At 34.2% G+C, this 17113-nt stretch carries 17 protein-coding genes; 12 read left to right on the plus strand and 5 right to left on the minus strand.

Features of this window, described 5'->3' with window-relative positions:
• Positions 1-223: 223 nt before the first annotated feature.
• Together AC5LAX_RS10620 and AC5LAX_RS10625 are read right to left on the minus strand one after the other, a co-directional pair.
• Positions 224-499 carry a FadR/GntR family transcriptional regulator gene (locus tag AC5LAX_RS10620; RefSeq protein ID WP_240921536.1) on the minus strand — a complete coding sequence of 92 codons (276 nt, stop codon included), beginning with the start codon at positions 497-499 and terminating at the stop codon, positions 224-226.
• Positions 500-537: 38 nt separating this feature from the next.
• A complete protein-coding gene (locus AC5LAX_RS10625) occupies positions 538-924 on the minus strand; it encodes a FadR/GntR family transcriptional regulator (RefSeq protein ID WP_117585228.1) in 387 nt (128 codons plus the stop codon).
• Positions 925-1185: 261 nt separating this feature from the next.
• Here AC5LAX_RS10625 and AC5LAX_RS10630 point away from each other — a divergent pair, with 261 nt between their 5' ends.
• The 5 genes from AC5LAX_RS10630 to garR all read left to right on the plus strand — a co-directional run bounded on the left by AC5LAX_RS10630 (position 1186) and on the right by garR (position 6212).
• Complete coding sequence (locus AC5LAX_RS10630) at positions 1186-2019, plus strand: transketolase (protein ID WP_117585227.1); 834 nt, start codon at positions 1186-1188, stop codon at positions 2017-2019.
• The gene (locus AC5LAX_RS10635) at positions 2019-2957 is read left to right on the plus strand and encodes a transketolase family protein (protein WP_117585226.1); all 939 of its coding nucleotides are present in this window, start codon (positions 2019-2021) and stop codon (positions 2955-2957) included. Before AC5LAX_RS10630 ends, AC5LAX_RS10635 begins: the two co-directional genes overlap by 1 nt.
• A 141-nt stretch (positions 2958-3098) precedes the next feature.
• Positions 3099-3857: an SDR family NAD(P)-dependent oxidoreductase gene (locus AC5LAX_RS10640; RefSeq protein ID WP_117585225.1), complete on the plus strand. Its 759-nt coding sequence runs from the start codon at positions 3099-3101 to the stop codon at positions 3855-3857.
• 125 nt (positions 3858-3982) lie between these two features.
• Positions 3983-5284 (plus strand): MFS transporter, encoded by a 1302-nt coding sequence (locus tag AC5LAX_RS10645; protein WP_167625126.1) that lies wholly within the window; start codon positions 3983-3985, stop codon positions 5282-5284.
• Positions 5285-5324: 40 nt separating this feature from the next.
• Entirely contained in the window at positions 5325-6212 is an 888-nt protein-coding gene (gene garR, locus AC5LAX_RS10650) for a 2-hydroxy-3-oxopropionate reductase (protein ID WP_117585223.1), read from the plus strand.
• A gap of 115 nt (positions 6213-6327) precedes the next feature.
• On the opposite strand, the gene AC5LAX_RS10655 is transcribed toward garR, so the two are convergent.
• On the minus strand, positions 6328-7023 hold the full coding sequence (locus AC5LAX_RS10655; protein WP_117585222.1) for a FadR/GntR family transcriptional regulator: 696 nt from the start codon (positions 7021-7023) through the stop codon (positions 6328-6330).
• 207 nt (positions 7024-7230) lie between these two features.
• On the opposite strand from AC5LAX_RS10655, the gene AC5LAX_RS10660 reads away from it, so the two are divergent.
• From AC5LAX_RS10660 to AC5LAX_RS10685, 6 genes are all read left to right on the plus strand, one after another.
• Positions 7231-8880 (plus strand): phospholipid carrier-dependent glycosyltransferase, encoded by a 1650-nt coding sequence (locus tag AC5LAX_RS10660; RefSeq protein ID WP_288909311.1) that lies wholly within the window; start codon positions 7231-7233, stop codon positions 8878-8880.
• Positions 8881-8908: 28 nt separating this feature from the next.
• Positions 8909-10075 (plus strand): DegT/DnrJ/EryC1/StrS family aminotransferase, encoded by a 1167-nt coding sequence (locus AC5LAX_RS10665; RefSeq protein WP_117585220.1) that lies wholly within the window; start codon positions 8909-8911, stop codon positions 10073-10075.
• 10 nt (positions 10076-10085) lie between these two features.
• Complete coding sequence (locus AC5LAX_RS10670; protein ID WP_115152269.1) at positions 10086-11039, plus strand: glycosyltransferase; 954 nt, start codon at positions 10086-10088, stop codon at positions 11037-11039.
• On the plus strand, positions 11032-11949 hold the full coding sequence (locus tag AC5LAX_RS10675) for a formyltransferase (protein ID WP_117585219.1): 918 nt from the start codon (positions 11032-11034) through the stop codon (positions 11947-11949). Before AC5LAX_RS10670 ends, AC5LAX_RS10675 begins: the two co-directional genes overlap by 8 nt.
• 37 nt (positions 11950-11986) lie before the next feature.
• On the plus strand, positions 11987-13018 hold the full coding sequence (locus AC5LAX_RS10680) for a bifunctional UDP-4-keto-pentose/UDP-xylose synthase (protein WP_022228438.1): 1032 nt from the start codon (positions 11987-11989) through the stop codon (positions 13016-13018).
• An 87-nt stretch (positions 13019-13105) separates the two neighbouring features.
• Complete coding sequence (locus tag AC5LAX_RS10685; protein ID WP_117585218.1) at positions 13106-13999, plus strand: 4-deoxy-4-formamido-L-arabinose-phosphoundecaprenol deformylase; 894 nt, start codon at positions 13106-13108, stop codon at positions 13997-13999.
• Between the two features lie 53 nt (positions 14000-14052).
• Here the strand turns inward: AC5LAX_RS10685 and AC5LAX_RS10690 are convergent, their stop codons facing one another.
• Complete coding sequence (locus AC5LAX_RS10690; RefSeq protein WP_288909310.1) at positions 14053-14619, minus strand: 6-carboxytetrahydropterin synthase; 567 nt, start codon at positions 14617-14619, stop codon at positions 14053-14055.
• Between the two features lie 272 nt (positions 14620-14891).
• On the opposite strand from AC5LAX_RS10690, the gene AC5LAX_RS10695 reads away from it, so the two are divergent.
• Positions 14892-15743 carry an HAD-IIB family hydrolase gene (locus AC5LAX_RS10695; RefSeq protein ID WP_117464480.1) on the plus strand — a complete coding sequence of 284 codons (852 nt, stop codon included), beginning with the start codon at positions 14892-14894 and terminating at the stop codon, positions 15741-15743.
• Between the two features lie 58 nt (positions 15744-15801).
• On the opposite strand, the gene AC5LAX_RS10700 is transcribed toward AC5LAX_RS10695, so the two are convergent.
• Complete coding sequence (locus tag AC5LAX_RS10700; RefSeq protein WP_204921596.1) at positions 15802-16989, minus strand: MalY/PatB family protein; 1188 nt, start codon at positions 16987-16989, stop codon at positions 15802-15804.
• Between the last annotated feature and the right edge of the window lie 124 nt (positions 16990-17113).

The following is a 17113-nucleotide window of genomic DNA, read 5'->3' on the forward strand; positions in this document are numbered from 1 at the left end:
ACATTCACGCTTAACTTTATTTCATGTTTACGTTGTAGTTCAGATATCTTTAGGGTTTTCCAGCAATTCAAACAGTATTGGATAGCTCTTTGTCTATCTCTACGTACATATTTCTATATACGCTGACTATTTTATTCGCCTAACTCATGATTAAAATCACAAGTGTGCAGCTCACAATAATCAATAATAAATTTGTCAAAATTTCATCTCCCCAATAAATCATTTAATACATAAATTCATCTAAACTTTTTTTAACTGCATTCATTGCTTCTATTATATTTTTTTGTTCAATTATCTGAATTAAATTTGTATGGTTTTTAATACTCAATGATATGCCATTTTCACTTAATAATACTTTTTTTATAAATGGTTCAAAAATAGTTATAACCGTAGCTAGAATAGTTTCCACTAAATGATTATGTGTTGCCTTTGCTACAGTTAAATGAAATTGCATATCTAATTCTACAAAAGACTCTATGTTATTATGTCCATTTTCCAATAATTCCTTTGTTTTTAATACAATAGTTTTAACCTCTGTTATATCCTCAGCTGTTGCTTTTTTATTGCCATTAAAATTACCATAGTTTCCAATAACACGCGTAACTCATAAATATCTTTTGCACATTTAGGTTCTAAAATTAATTTAAAAATTAATGGGTTAAATACATCATGAGAAATTTCTTTTGCTAAAAATGTTCCTTGCCCTCTTTTGGTTTCCAATACTCCTATAGCATTTAACATTTTAATAGCTTCTCTTAAGGAATTTCTCCCTACACCTAATTTTTCACATAATTGTGCTTCAGATAATAATTTATCTCCTGGCTTAAAATCACCTTCTAATATAGCTTGAGACAACTGAATAATTATTTCATTCACTAAACTTTCTTGATTTTTTATACGAGTTAAAGCCACTAAATTCACCATTCTTTACAATATAATATCTTTTAATTATAACTATATTCTAAAAAAATGTAAAAGCATATATAACAAACTGTTAATAATAAAATTATTATTAATGCATCCATAAGTTCATAATAAACGTAATTTATAAAAATATATTTATTTTAAAAATTATCAAAAAACTATTTACAAAACATAAACAATATGATATATTCTTCTTGTAGGTTGTAGGATATGTGATATTACATAAGGTATATAGGATATTTAATATAAGAAGGTGCAATAATGAAAAATACATCTATTTCTGAATTAAAACAAATTGCTATCGAGCTTAGAAAATCTGCCATAACAATGATTTATGAAGCTCAATCTGGTCATCCAGGTGGTTCTTTATCCGCAGCAGATATCATTACTGCTTTATATTTTAAAGAAATGAATATCGATCCCACTAATCCAAAATGGGAAGATCGTGATCGTTTTGTTCTTTCTAAAGGTCATGTTTGTCCAATTTTATATGCTGCTTTAGGAAAATTAGGTTATTTCCCTAAAGAATATTTACACAAATTAAGACAAGAAGGTTCTATTCTTCAAGGTCATCCAGATATGAAAAAATGTCCTGGTATAGATATTTCCACAGGCTCTCTAGGTCAAGGGTTATCTTGTGCTGTTGGTATGGCTATTGCCGGCAAAAGAGATAATAAAAATTATCGTGTATTTGCTATGCTTGGTGATGGCGAATGTGATGAAGGTCAAATTTGGGAAGCTGTAATGGCTGGTTATAAATACCAATTAAATAATTTAATCGTTTTTGTTGATAATAATAAATTACAATTAGACGGAACTTGTGATGAAATCATGCCAAATATTGATCTCGGTAAACGCTTTGAAGCTTTTGGCTATGAAGTATTTTATATTGACGGTCACAATATGGAAGAAATTGTAGCTACTTTAGATAAAATCAGAGCTTCACACAATAATCTTCCTAAAGCAATAATAGCTGATACTATCAAAGGTCGCGGTGTTTCTTTCATGGAAAATCAATTAGGTTGGCATGGTGTTGCACCTAACGACGAAGAATATAAACAAGCCATGGAAGAATTAGACGGAGGGTTAAAATAATGGATACTACAAAAAAAATTGCTACACGTAATGGTTTCGGAGAAGAAATTGTTGCTCTTGGTAAGCTTAACGATAAAATTTATGTAATTGATAATGATATTGGTAAATCTTGTAAAACTAGCGCATTTATGAAAGAATTACCTCAACAGTACTTAAATGTTGGTATTGCTGAACAAAATGGAGCTGGTATTGCTGCTGGATTAGCAACTTGCGGAAAAATTCCATTTGTAGTAACTTATGCGGTATTTGGTTCTCTTCGCATGTGCGAACAAATTCGTCAAGAAATTTGCTATCCAAATTTAAATGTAAAATTTGCATGTTCTCATGGTGGTGTTACTCCTGCAAATGATGGAGCTAGTCATCAAGCCATTGAAGATATGGGCGTTCTTCGTACCATTCCAAATATGACTGTAATCATGCCAGCAGATTATTATGCTGCTAAAAAACTAGTAAAAGCTGCTGCTGAAATGTATGGTCCTGTATTTTTAAGATTTACTCGTGATAATATTCCTGTTATTTATGATGAAAATACAGAATTTGAAATTGGTAAAGCTGTAAAACTTTCTGACGGTAAAGATGTAGCAATCATTGCTAATGGTGATACAGTTCGTTTAGCTATCGAAGCAAAAGAAACTTTGGAAAAAGAAGGAATTTCTGTTCGTCTTCTTGATATGCATACAATTAAACCACTTGATAAAGAAGCAGTTATCTCTTGTATAAATGATATTGGTAAAATTATTACAGTAGAAGACCATAATATTATTAATGGTTTAGGTAGTGCGGTTTGTGAAGTGGCAGCAGAAATGGGTAAAGGTAAAGTTTACCGTATTGGTATTCAAGACCAATTTGGTCAGTCTGCTCCATATGAAAGATTACTTGCCATGAATGGTATCACTGTAGAAAATATTATCGAACAAGCGAAAGCTATTCAAAAATAAAAGTAGTTAATCTACCCCAGTAGTGTAATATTTTGTATTTATATGGATACGAATTTTAATGATATAAAATATTACACTACTTACAAATTAATTAATTTTTGAAATGAATTTTCATATAAAATAGAGAAGGAGTCTTTAATTATGTTAGATTTTACAAATCAGGTTGTCATCGTAACAGGTAGTGGTTCTCCAAAAGGTATCGGTCGTACTATTGCAAAAACTTTTGCTAATCAAGGAGCAAAGCTAGTTATTGTTGATATTAATGAAGCTGGTGTAAATGAAACAGTTGATATTATTAAACAAAGTGGTCATGAAGCTATTGGTATTAAGACAGATATTACATCTAAAGAATCTGTTGATGCAATGGTACAGACTGTTTTAGATACATTTGGACGTATTGATGTATTGGTAAACAATGCAGGTATTTCTCAAAAAGTAACAGTAGAAGATATGACTTTAGATGATATGAAACGTATTTTTAACGTAAATATGTTTGGCTTATTCTTATGTTCTCAAGCTGTATTAAAACCTATGAAAGCTCAAAAATATGGCCGTATCATTAGCTTATCTTCTGTTTCTGGTAAGCGTGGTGGTGGTATTTTTGGAGGTGCTCATTATTCTGCATCTAAAGCAGCTGTATTAGGTTTCTCTAAAAATCTTGCCCGTGAAGTAGCTATAGATGGTATTACTGTAAACTGTGTATGTCCAGGTCTTATTAATACTGAAATATGGAAGTCTTTACCAAAAGAACAAGCTGATAAAATTATTTCTGATATTCCGGTTGGTCGTCCAGGTGAAACTCAAGAAATTGCAAATACAATTTGTTTCTTAGGTTCAAAAGAAGCATCTTATATTACTGGTGAAGATGTAGATATTAATGGTGGCTCTCATATGGATTAAATAACAGGCTATCCTTGCTATTTTCTTTAATAATATACCCCCATCTTAGAGCAGCAGGATACAACCTATCCTGCTGTTTTTGTTTGTAAGTTTATATGTTCGTATTATTTTAGGAGGTAATTTTTATGGCTCGTTCTATAGCGGAAATTGAGCACAGTACTGTCAGAAAAGTTTCAAAACGCTTAATTCCGTTTCTATTCCTTTGTTTCGCAATTTCAATTTTGGACAGACTCAATATCTCATTTGCAGCATTGCAGATGAATGAAACGCTTAATTTTTCCAATGAAGTTTACGGTCTCGGTGCAGGTATTTTCTTTATCGGTTATTTTCTGTTGGAAGTACCGGGCGGTGCTTTGATGACGAAGTTCGGCGCGAGAAAATGGATTTCCCGCATCATGATTTCCTGGGGTATCATCTCCGGTCTCACGGCATTCGTTACGACTCCAGCGCAGTTTTATGCTGTTCGCTTTGCACTCGGTGTAGCGGAAGCCTCCTTCTTCCCGTGCATGGCGTGGTATCTTAGCCAGTGGTATCAGACGAAACATCATGCCAGAGCACTCGCCGGTTTCATGGCGGCAATCCCGGCGGCATCGGCGCTCGGCTCGCCGATTTCCGGTTATCTGCTCACCTTGGATTTATGGGGCTTTCACGGCTGGCAGAACCTGTTTATTTTAGAAGCAATTCCGTCCGTCATCTTAGGTGTTATTACGTATTTTTATCTCACGGATAAAATTGATGATGCCAAATGGCTGGAAGCTGATGAAAAAGATTGGCTCAAAAAAGTTCTGGCCAGAGAAGAAGCGATTAAACGTAAAAAGAAATCCATTACTTTCATGCAGGCTTTAAAAGAACGCGATGTATTAATTCTGGCATGCGCATATTTCTGCTGGATGGCAGGTTACTACGGTGTAATCATGTTCTTGCCTACATTAATTCACAGCCTGTCCAGCTCTATGGGAACAAGCATGCTCGGCTGGCTTATCGGTTTCATGTATTTACTGGCGGCTATCACTATGGTTTCTGTCGGCAGAAGTTCGGATAAAAGACAGGAACGCCGCTTCCACGTGGCAACTTCTCTCATTGTTTCGGCTATCGGTCTCGTTATTTCCGTATACGTGGCGGAAATTAATACGATACTTGCTATCGTTATTTACACTATCAGCTTGTGCGGTGCATACGGCGCATACACTCCGTTCTGGGCAATTCCTCCATCCTATTTATCGGGCAGCGCTGTAGCAGCAGGTATCGCGCTTATAAACAGTGTCGGCAATCTGGGCGGTTTCTTCGGTCCGTACATCTTAGGCGCTCTGTCTTCTTCGACCGGTTCGTATACAACAGGTATCTTTGCATTGGCCGGATTTATGATTTTAAGCAGTTTAATTGTAATATTTGTCATTAAGCAGACAGGTAAAGTTGTTAATTCATAATAATTTTTGCATTAAAATTTAAAATGCGGGAGTCTTTAACATGAAGATCGGATTTATCGGACTAGGAATTATGGGCAAACCAATGAGCAGAAATCTGCTGAAGGCAGGTTTTGAGCTCATAGTATATGATATAGATGAAACAGCTGTAAAAATTATCGAAAAAGCCGGTGCCAAGCCGGCTTCCTCCCCGAAAGAAGTCGCGCAAAACAGCAATGTTATAATAACGATGCTTCCCAAAGCTTCGATCGGAAAATCCGTGCTTGAAGATGAAAACGGTATTTTGGCCGGTATAAAAGAAAATTCTGTAGTTATTGACATGAGTTCCGTTTCGCCGGTAGCGTCAAAAGAGTTTGCGCAGATGGTGGAAGCGAAAAAATGTAAGTTTCTCGATGCTCCTGTAAGCGGCGGAGAAATAGGTGCGGTAAATGCTACAATGGCAATCATGATTGGCGGAGATGAGGCCGTTGTGGAAAGAGTCCGTCCTATTTTGGAAGCTTTGGGAAAATCCATAACAGTGGTTGGTCCTAACGGCAGCGGTTCCGTTGCTAAACTTGCCAATCAGATTATGGTTAATTTAAATATAGCGGCGGTGGCGGAAGCGCTGGTGCTGGCAACAAAAGCGGGAGCCGACCCGAAAAGAGTATTTGAAGCGGTGCGCGGCGGATTTGCGGGCAGTGCGGTTTTGGAAGAAAAAGCCCCGATGATGTATTCGCGCAATTTCAAAGCGGGCGGACCGATTTACATCAATCTGAAAGATATCACAAACGTCGTGGCGACGGCTGATGAACTTGATGTTCCGCTTATCTTGACACCGCAGCTCAAAGAAATAATGATTTCGCTGAAAGCAACAGGTCATAATAATGACGACCACAGCAGTATTGTTCAATTTTATGAAAAAATTGCCGGTGTAACGGTAAAAGCAAAATAAATAAAAAAAGGAATTGTCGTAAATGGCAATTCCTTTTTTATTTTTAGATGATTTTATGTGCATTTTTCTCTAAATCTAGAGAAGAATGCACATAAAATATAATGGAAATGAAAAATTATTCTTTGGCAAAAGAATCAATGAGTGTAGCTTCGACCGTATCATATACGCGGAGAATATCGCGCTGTTCAATCAAGTCGACGATAGCATAATGGTTTTTGAGGCATAAATCAATGCCGCCTTCTTTTTGCAGTACTTTTTTTATTGACGGTTCAAACATTAAAACGAGCGTTTCAAGGATTGAGGTTATCAATTTATTATGTACGCATTTGGCAATGGCGAGATGAAACTGCATATCGAGTTTTATCAGATTTTCGACAGAGCCCTGGTCCGATTTGGCTACACGGTTTGTTTCGTCGACTAAATCGCGGATGGTTTTGATTTCTTCCGGCGAAGCCTTCTGTATGGCCATGATGACAACGATGGATTCTACCATCACGCGCAGCTCGAAAACATCAGTTGTATTTTTGGGGTCAAGAATTAAACGAAATATGAGAGGATTGAATACTTCGTGCGATATTGTATCTTGTAAAAAAGTACCTTGACCACGTTTTGTTTTAACTACTCCCATAGCATTTAATACACGAATAGCTTCTCTAAGTGAATTTCTACCGACAGCGAGTTGTTCGCATAGTTCAGCTTCTGATGGAAGTTTGTCACCAGGTTTAAAATCACCTTCAATAATAGCTTGAGAGAGTTGTGTGATAATTTCATTTACTAAAGTATCAGAATTTCCAATTTTAGCTAATCCCATAATTTCACCAACTTTTATTATACTTATTCTATATTAATATTATAATATAATCTTAGTATATTTAGAAATATAAACTATCTATTCTATACTCAGAAAAAAATCATTTTAGATATCTATACTATATCTTGATTGTAGAGAAATATAAAAAATAGTATAATTATATAGTTTAAACATATTTTTAAAATCATTTATCTAGGAGGTTTTTTCTTGCGTGATTTTTGTCTAAAAAATAAAAAATTACTGTTGGGAATATTTGTTTTAGCTATTTTCTATCTCTATTTAGCCCATTTAGGCTCTTATCATTTAATGGACCCTGATGAAGGTCGTTACAATCAAATACCTCGTGAAATGTTACTTAGTGGTGATTTTATCACTCCACATTTAAACGGCGTAGAATACTTTGAAAAACCTGCTTTTCAATATTGGTTTACTGCCATCATGATGAAAATTTTCGGCGTTACAGAATTTGCCGGACGTATCTTGCCTGCATTATCAGCTATCGGTTGCGTTGGTCTTGCTGGATTTTTAGGCACAATGATGTATTCTCGCAAAGTAGGTTTACTTGCTAGTGCTATTCTAGCCACATCTTGTTTAAATTTAATCGTTGCCTCAATTAATATTTTAGATATGGCTCTGACTTTATTTATGACAGCCTGCATGGTATTTTTCTATGCTTTTGAACGCACAGAAAAGAAAAAATGGCTTGTTGCCTTTTATATCGCCATGGGCTTTGGTGTTTTAACTAAGGGCTTAGTTGCTATAATCTTACCATTTGGTATTTTATTTTGGTATACAATTTTAACAAAAAGACCTCGTTTATTCTTAAAATTATTTTATCTACCTGGAATTTTAGCTTTTCTCATCGTTACTGTTCCATGGTTTTATCTTGTTTGCCAAGCAAACCATGATTTCTTTTATTTCTTCTTTATTCGTGAGCATTTCTTGCGTTTTACAACTAAAATGCACGATAGATTCCAGCCTTGGTGGTTCTTCATTCCATTTGTAATCATCGGCATGTTACCTTGGACTGGATTTTTATTATCCTTATTCAGTAAAAAAGGTGTTATTCGTAAAACAACATCTCAGCGCAATCGCTTTGATATCATCTTCTTATTATTATGGTTCTTTATTATTTTCATTTTTTACTCTATTTCTGATTCTAAATTAGTACCATATATCATGCCTTGCTGGATGCCACTTGCTATTTTAATTGCAGCTTCCATCAAACGTTTTGAAGATGAAAATTCTTGGCTTAGTCATAGCTTTTTAATCAATAGCATCTTATGCTTAGCTTTTGTTGGAGCTTTAGTTGGCTATGTCTTAAGTTCTAATTATTTGACAATTGATGAATTCATTGCCGAAGGTGGTTTACTCACAGCAGCATTATTCATCGGTACTATTGCTTCTATTTTGGTTTGGATAAAAACAAAAAGATTTCGTTGCACTGTAAGTGTTCTTTGTATCATGGGATTTTTCTTTGGTTTAGGTCTTCATGATGTTCAACAACAAGTCCACAATAATCAATCCGTATATTATGTAAGCCAAAAAATCAATGAATTAAATCCACAAGACGCTTTAATTGTAAATTATGGCGATTTTTATCACGGTATACCATATTACACTAATCAACGAGTTGCTCTTGCTGATTTCAAAGGTGAACTTGAGTTTGGCTCTGAACATCCAAGTGGTGCAGGTTGGTTTTTCAATGGCGAAGAGTTAAATGATTTGTGGAACAGTCAAAAGCGTATTATAATTGTGGTTAAAGAACGTTATAAAGATAAATGTCTCAATGTATTGACTTCTCCAGCGAAACAAGTATTAACTGAAGGGTCATATACTATTTTGATTAATAAATAATAGTTAAATGATTTGGAGGAATATTTCAATGCGTAAAGAATTTTTACCTTTTGCTAAACCTATGGTTAGCGAAGAAGCTATTGCTGATGTAGCAGACTCTATTCGTAAAGGTTGGCTCGCTATGGGCCCTAAAACAGTAGATTTTGAACAAAAATTTGCTGATTATGTAGGTTGCAAATTTGGTATCTCCGTAAACTCTGCTACTGCCGGTTTACACCTCGCTGTAATGGCACTTATCGAGCCTGGTGATGAAGTCATTACTACACCTATGACATTTGCTAGCACTGTAAATGCAATCGTATTTGCTGGTGGTAAACCTGTTTTAGTAGATATTGACCCTCATACATTCAATATTGATATAAATAAAATTGAAGAAGCTATCACACCAAAAACAAAATCTATCATTCCTGTTCATTTTGCAGGTCGCCCTTGCGATATGGACGCACTTGAAGCTCTTGCACAAAAATATAATCTTGGCATTATCGAAGACTCCGCTCATGCTCTTGGTGCAGAATATAAAGGTAAAAAAATCGGCTTTGGTCGTGGTGCTCGTCATATTGCTGTATTTAGCTTCCACCCAACAAAAAATATCACAACTGGTGAAGGTGGCATGATTTGTACAAATGATGAAGAAGCAGCTGAACTCATGTCTATGCAACGTCAAAATGGTATGAGTAAAGGGGCTTGGAACCGTTATCAAGCAAATGGTAAAGCTCATTATGATATTTTCCGTCCAGGTTTAAAATATCAAATGATGGATATTCAAGCTGCTATCGGTCGCGACCAGCTCACTCATCTTGAAGAATTCAATAATCGTCGTCGTGAAATCGTAGCTCGCTATCAAAGAGAATTAAAAGACGTACGTGGTTTAATCCTTCCTCCAGAAATTGAAGAAGGCAATGTTCATTCTTGGCATATATACACACCTCTAATTGATATTGATGAACTCGGTTTTAGTCGTGATGATTTCATGGCAAAAATGAGTGCTAAAAATATCGGTACAGCTTACCATTATCAAGCACTTCATTTATTTACTTGCTTTGGCGAACTCACTGATCTTAAAGCTGGCGATTTACCAAACTCTGAATATGTATCTGAACGTATTGTTTCCTTACCACTCTTCCCTGCAATGACTGATGAAGATGTAACAGATGTTATCGAAGCAATCAAAGAAATCTGTGGTATGAAAGGCTGATAACTAAAAAATGCTAGGAAGTCCTGAAATTTCCATTGTAATTCCAGTTTACAATGAAGAAGAATCTCTCCCTCAATTATTTAAAGAACTCTATCCTGTAATGGAAAATTTACAGCGTAGTTTTGAAATAATCTTTATCAATGATGGCAGTCGTGATAAATCATTTGCCATGCTCTATGACTTTCAAAAAGAGCATGAAAAAACTGTTCGCGTCATTGATTTAAATGGTAATTTCGGTCAGCATATGGCAATCACTTCTGGTTTTGCTAATGTTCGTGGAAAATACATCATTACTTTAGATGCTGACCTTCAAAATCCACCAGAAGAAATCCCTAAAATCATTGCCAAAATGGATGAAGGCTATGATGTAGTCGGCACATGTCGTCAAAATCGTCATGACCCTTTATTTAGAAAAGTAGCTTCTCGCTTTGTAAACAGAATGACTAATCGCATCAGTGGTTTGCATATCAGCGATTATGGCTGTATGCTCCGCGGATATAGTCGTCGTATTGTCGATATCATCGTTCAAAGTCGTGAAAGCACTACTTTCATTCCTGCTTTAGGTCAAAAATTTGCAGTAAATCCTATAGAAATCCCAGTCAATCATCGCGAACGCGAATTTGGCGAATCTAAATATAGCTTTTTCCGTTTGCTTCGCTTAAATTTTGACTTAATGACAAGCTTTTCTATAGCTCCACTACAAATGGTTACAATGAGCGGTATGGGTATCTCCCTTTTAAGTATTATCTTTTTCTTATATTTGATTTTACGCCGTATCATTGTCGGACCAGAAGCTGATGGTGTCTTCACTTTAATGGCTGTAAACTTCTTCTTGATCGGTGCAACTATTATGGCACTTGGTATCATTGGCGAATATACTGGTAGAATTTATAAACAAATTCAGCAACGACCACATTATATAATCAGAAAAATATATGAGGACGGTGCTAAAGAAGATGAATAGACCTTCTATCGTTGTATTTGCCTATAGTGAACCTGGATATACTTGTCTTAAAGCTTTAATAGAGGCTAAAGCTAATATTTTAGCTGTATATACCCATCAAGATGACCCTGATGAAGAAATATGGTTTCATTCTGTATATGATTTAGCTAAGGCTAATAATATACCTGTATTTAGACCAAAAAAAATAGATGAAGAAGCTACTAATTATATCTTAAATTTAAATCCAGATATAATCTTCTCTTTCTATTTTCGCCGTTTAATTCCTAATGAAATCATTTTAAAACCTCGTTTAGGTGCTTATAATCTTCACGGTGCTCTATTGCCTAAATATCGTGGTCAAACATGTATCAATTGGGCTGTAGTAAATGGTGAAACACGCACTGGTGCCACACTTCATCTCATGACAGAAAAAGCCGATGAAGGTGATATTGTAGACCAGCGTGGATTTGATATAGCATTTACAGATACATCTTTAGATGTTTTCATCAAAGTTAGTAAAATCGCTAGTGAAATCATCAAAGATTGTTTGCCAAAAATAGAGGCAGGTACTATTACTTTGACACCACAAGATGATACACAAGCCACAAAATTTGGCAGACGTCGCCCTAAAGATGGTTTATTAGATTTTTCTAAAGACGCCATTAGTTTATATAATCTCATTCGTGGCGTTACACATCCTTTTCCTGGAGCTTTCACCTATGTAAATAATAAAAAATTATTCATCTGGTGGGCAAAACCAATCGAAGGAACAGGAAATATTGGTGAAATTGTAAGCACTAATCCACTTTGCATTGGCACTGGAAAAGGTCTACTTCAATTAGAAAAATTACAATTTGAAAATGAAGCTGAATTAGATGCTAAAGCATTTACTGATTTATTGCCAATCGGTACTAAATTCGAACTTGAATAAACTATTATAAATAAAGATAGAAAGAAGTATTTATCATATGAAAATTTTTGTTACTGGTGTAAACGGTTTTATTGGCTCTCATTTCCTTGAAATGGCACTTGCTCAAACAGATTGGGAAATTCAAGGTTTTGACTTAGCAGATAATAATATCACTCAATTCTTAGATAATCCTCGCTTTTCTATGAAAAAAGGCGATATCTTCAAAGAAGAAGCTTGGCTCAATGAACAAATTAAAGAATGTGATGTTCTTTTACCATTAATCGGTATCGCTCGCCCAGCTTATTATATAACTCGTCCACTTTGGACATTCGAACTTGATTTTGAACAAAACTTAAAAATGGTTCGTAAATGTGCTGAATATGGTAAACGCGTTATCTTCCCTTCAACTTCTGAAGTATATGGTATGCCTGACCCTAACAATAAAGTCATGGACGAAGACAACAGTAATTTAATCTTAGGTCCTGTATCTAAGAGTCGTTGGATTTATAGTTGCAGTAAACAAATGATGGATAGAGTAATCTTCGCTTTTGGTCAAGAAATGGGACTTAAATTCACTTTATTCCGTCCATTTAACTGGGTAGGACCTCGCCTTGATAGCTTCAAAGATGCAAGCGAACATAAAGGTCGTTCCATCACTCAATTCATCTATGATGTTTTGTACACTGGCAAAATAACACTTGTAAACGGTGGTGCTCAACGTCGTAGCTTTACTTGGGTAGGCGATGGTGTACAAGGTTTAATCGATATCATCACTAATAAAGATAATCAAGCAGAAGGACAAATCTTCAATATTGGTAATCCTGAAAACAATTATTCCATCAAAGAAATGGCTGAAATCGTTGTTGATGAAATGAAAAAATTCCCTGAATTCAAAGATAAAGCCGATAAAGTAGAATTTATCGTTATGGACTCCGATAAATATTACGGTAAAAATTATGATGATATGCAAGATAGATTGCCATCTGTGAAAAAAATGGAAACTCGCCTCGGTTGGAAACCAAAAGCTACACTTCGCGAAGCAATCCACTATACACTTGAATGGTATGCTAAAAATTTAGATAAAGCTTAATTATTATTTATAAAAATCAAAGCCATTGCCTCAGCATTTGCTAGTGGCGATGGCTTTTTAACTAAAATATAAAATTTGGAGGATATTATGGCTAAAAAAATTGCTATAAAAATTGATGTAGATACAAAACGTGGCTATGATGAAGGCGTACCTCGCATGCTTGATGTCTTTAAACAAGAAAATATCAAAGCTACTTTCTTTTTCTCCATGGGCACAGATAATTCTGGTAAAGCTATTCGCCGTATCTTTCGCAAAGGTTTTTTAACTAAAATGCTACGCACTAAAGCACCTAGTACTTATGGTTTTAAAACTATGATGTATGGTACTCTTTTACCTGCACCTCATATCGTCGAACCAAATCCTTTGCCATTTCTTCGTGCTATTAAAGAAAATCACGAATGTGGCATTCATTGTTGGGACCATGTTTATTGGCAAGATAAATTGCCTTTCCTATCTGAAGATACTATAAAAGAAGAATTGACCAAAGCCATTAATCTCTTTGAAAAAATCGCTGGCTTTAAAGCTAAAGCTTGTGCTGCTCCTGGCTGGCAAGTAACTCCTCGTAGCTTAAAAGTTCAACAAGAATTAGGTTTTGATTATTGCAGTGATGTTCGCGGATATTATCCATTTTATCCTATCATGAATGATAAAAAATATTTGCCACTACAAATTCCAGGAACATTGCTCACTATGGATGAATGTTTAGGTAGCACTTTAGATGATAAATTAATCACTGAAGAAAATATCAATGATTATTGGTTAAGTCATTGCGATCAAGAATTTAATGTTTTAACTATCCATTCGGAAATGGAAGGTTTAAAACAATTACCTATTCTTCATGATTTCATCAAAAAAGCCAAAAAGCTTGGTTATGAATTTGTAAAATTAGAAGAAGGTAAACATGTTCCTAATATTAAAGAATGTGAAGTTTATCATGGATATTTACCAGGTAGAGCAGGAACAGTTGCTCGTCAAAGATAATTAGATAAAAAAGCCACAGCAATATGCTGTGGCTTTTTTATCTATAAATATAATTATGGTTTCTTATAACCGCATTTTGGGCAAACGCCATCTTCATTCAATGCAATACCACATGATGGACAACGATCAACTTCAAGATGTGGTTCATATTCTTCAGATGCCAAATTAACTCCACTAGAGAAAGTGAGTTTTACAATATTCAATTTATCTTTTAAAAGCTCATAAACAATTTTTATCATACCTTCAACTGTCATTGTTTCTTTTGTAACAACAAGACGACAATCTGGATATGCAGTAGCAAGTTCTGTTTTAAAAGCAGGCCCTTTCATTATATTATTCGGTGCACCATCTTTTATGCCTTGCTTTTCATAAACACCTAAAATAGCAGGAAGTAATGGATCATCTTCACGCAAAATTAAAGCATGATCAAAATTTTTCAAAACTTCCCATGCAGTTTTTTGAATTTCATTACAAGGGAATACCATATTTACGCCAGAATTAATAGAACCTTCTACTTCAATAGTAAGAACACCTGTATGCCCATGAAGATATTGTGCTTCGCCCTTGAAACCATAAAAACGATGTGCATACTGTAAATCAAGTTTTGTAATACTTCTCATAAATAACATCTCCTTTGTAATTTTTATTAATTAATAATTTTTATCCATTAATATTATATCAACGCTTCTAAAAAATATCAATATTTTTTAGAAATTTTTATTATTTTTTTACATTTACTTCATTATCCTTTAAAATATCCCATTTATAATAAAAGCATATCAGTTAGGAAATAGCACCTCTGGTTATTAGATACATTTGTAGAAGAAGAAGACTTGCTATGCGTGGTAGCTTCTATCTTCTACAAAATTAACTCCATTTTGAGGTAATAATTATGACAGATTTTAGTAATGTTTTCTTAATCAGTGATATGGATGGCACATTAATTAATTCTAAATCGCAAATTTCCACTATTAACAAATATGCTTTAAATGAATTCACTAAAGCCGGTGGTACATTTGCAGTAGCTACTGGAAGAACCCTCCACAGTTGTAAACAATATATTCCAGAGCTTCCTATAAATGCACCTAGCATATTTTATAATGGCACAATCTTGCAAGACACGAATAATAATGTAGTCTTAAAAACATTATCACTGCAAACAAAAATTCTTTTCAATTTTCTCAAACAATGTTTAATTCATTGTCCTAACACTTGTATAGAACTTCATACTAAAGATACTTTTTACATCATCACTAAAGAAGAATTTGATGACCCTGTTATCAAACGTGAAAATTTATCTTATATCAGAAGTAATCTAGATGACCTTTATGATTTAGATATCTTAAAAGTCCAATTCTATACAACAAATACTCATACGATATCATGGCTCCATAATTTCGCCAAATCTATGGAGATGGATAAAATTGCCAAATATTTTACTTCTTGGTCTAGTTATTTTGAATTAATTCCTAAAAATGCTTCTAAAGGTATTATGTTGGATAATTTACGCAAAATGCCTATGTACAAGGATAAAATATTTATCGCTGTTGGTGATTTTGACAATGATATAGAAATGCTTCTCTTTGCCGACTACGGCATTGCTGCTCAAAATGCTACGCAAAACCTTAAACAAGTAGCAGACATTATCGGCGTAAGCTGTGATGAACACCTTCTTTTTCATGTTATCAACAAAATTATTCCTAATTTGGATAAACTGATGATAACAACTCTTCAAACTGCATAAGAAAAACCTTCTATGTATAGCCCTAACATAGAAGGTTTTTCTTTTTTTATCTATAAATTTATTTCACAGCAAACTCTTTATAAGCCTGATATAAACGCTCTAATGCCCAATGAATATATTTTGTTGGACAAGCCAAATTCCAACGTTCAAAGCCACTACCTGCTTTGCCAAAAATATAACCTTCATCAAAATAAAGGCACGCTTTTTGGCGATTGCGCATTTCTAATTCTTCATTAGTTAAATTAAATGCTCTAAAATCAAGCCATAATAAATATGTCGCTTGAAGCTGTGTTATTTTCACTTGTGGAAAATACTCTTGCATAAAATCCATGATTATTTTTTTATTTGTATCAATGATATTTATGACCTCTGTCAACCATTCTTCGCCATATTCATAAGCTAAACGACAAGCTTCATAACTTAAAATACTACAAGCAAAATCTGCATCAGTTGCTTGTTCTGCTTTAAATAGATTGCGATAATTTTCATTAGCTATAAATACATTAGAAAGTTGCATACCTGCTAAATTAAATGTTTTACTTGGTGCTGTGCAAATAATTGAATGTTCTAATGCTTCTTTAGAAATCGTACCATAGGAAACATGTTTAAATCCTGGCATGATTAAATCAGCATGAATTTCATCTGCTACTACTAAAATATCATTTGTTAAACAAATTTCACTGATTTTGGTTAATTCTTCTCTTGTCCAAATGCGACCGCAAGGATTATGCGGACTACAAAGTATCAACATTTTTGTATCTATTGCTTTAGCTTTTTTTGTAAATAAGTCCCAATCAATATCATATGTCATACCATTATTAATCAAAGGTATTTCCACTAATTTTCTTTGATTGATTTCTATAGCTTTATACATAGGATAATAAACAGGTGTAAATAACATCACACCATCGCCTTTTTGCGTAAATGCTTTTACAGCAGTGAAAAAAGCATTTACTACACTATGTGTTTCTACAAGCCATTTTTCATCAACTGTAAAATCATGATGCTTTTGTTGCCATTTACAAACGCTTTCACGATATTTTTTATTCGTGCCTGCATAGCCTAAGATATTATCATCTATAAATTTCTTTAATCCTTCTGTGATTTCTGGGGCAAGTTTAAATTCCATATCAGCTACAGAAAAAGGAATTACTTTTTCATCTACTAAAGGATTATTTTTCATTTCCTGCCATTTTTGACTGCCAATGCCAAAGCGAGCATTAATATTTTCTAAATCGTATTTCATAAAATACACCTCGTTCATTTTTAATTATCATATTCCCCCATACCCCCATATAAAAATATTTTCACTTTCCTAAATTATAGCTTAATGCTTTGATATCCATGATTTTATTTTAATTTTTATTTCT

Source organism: Megamonas sp., from assembly GCF_986095205.1.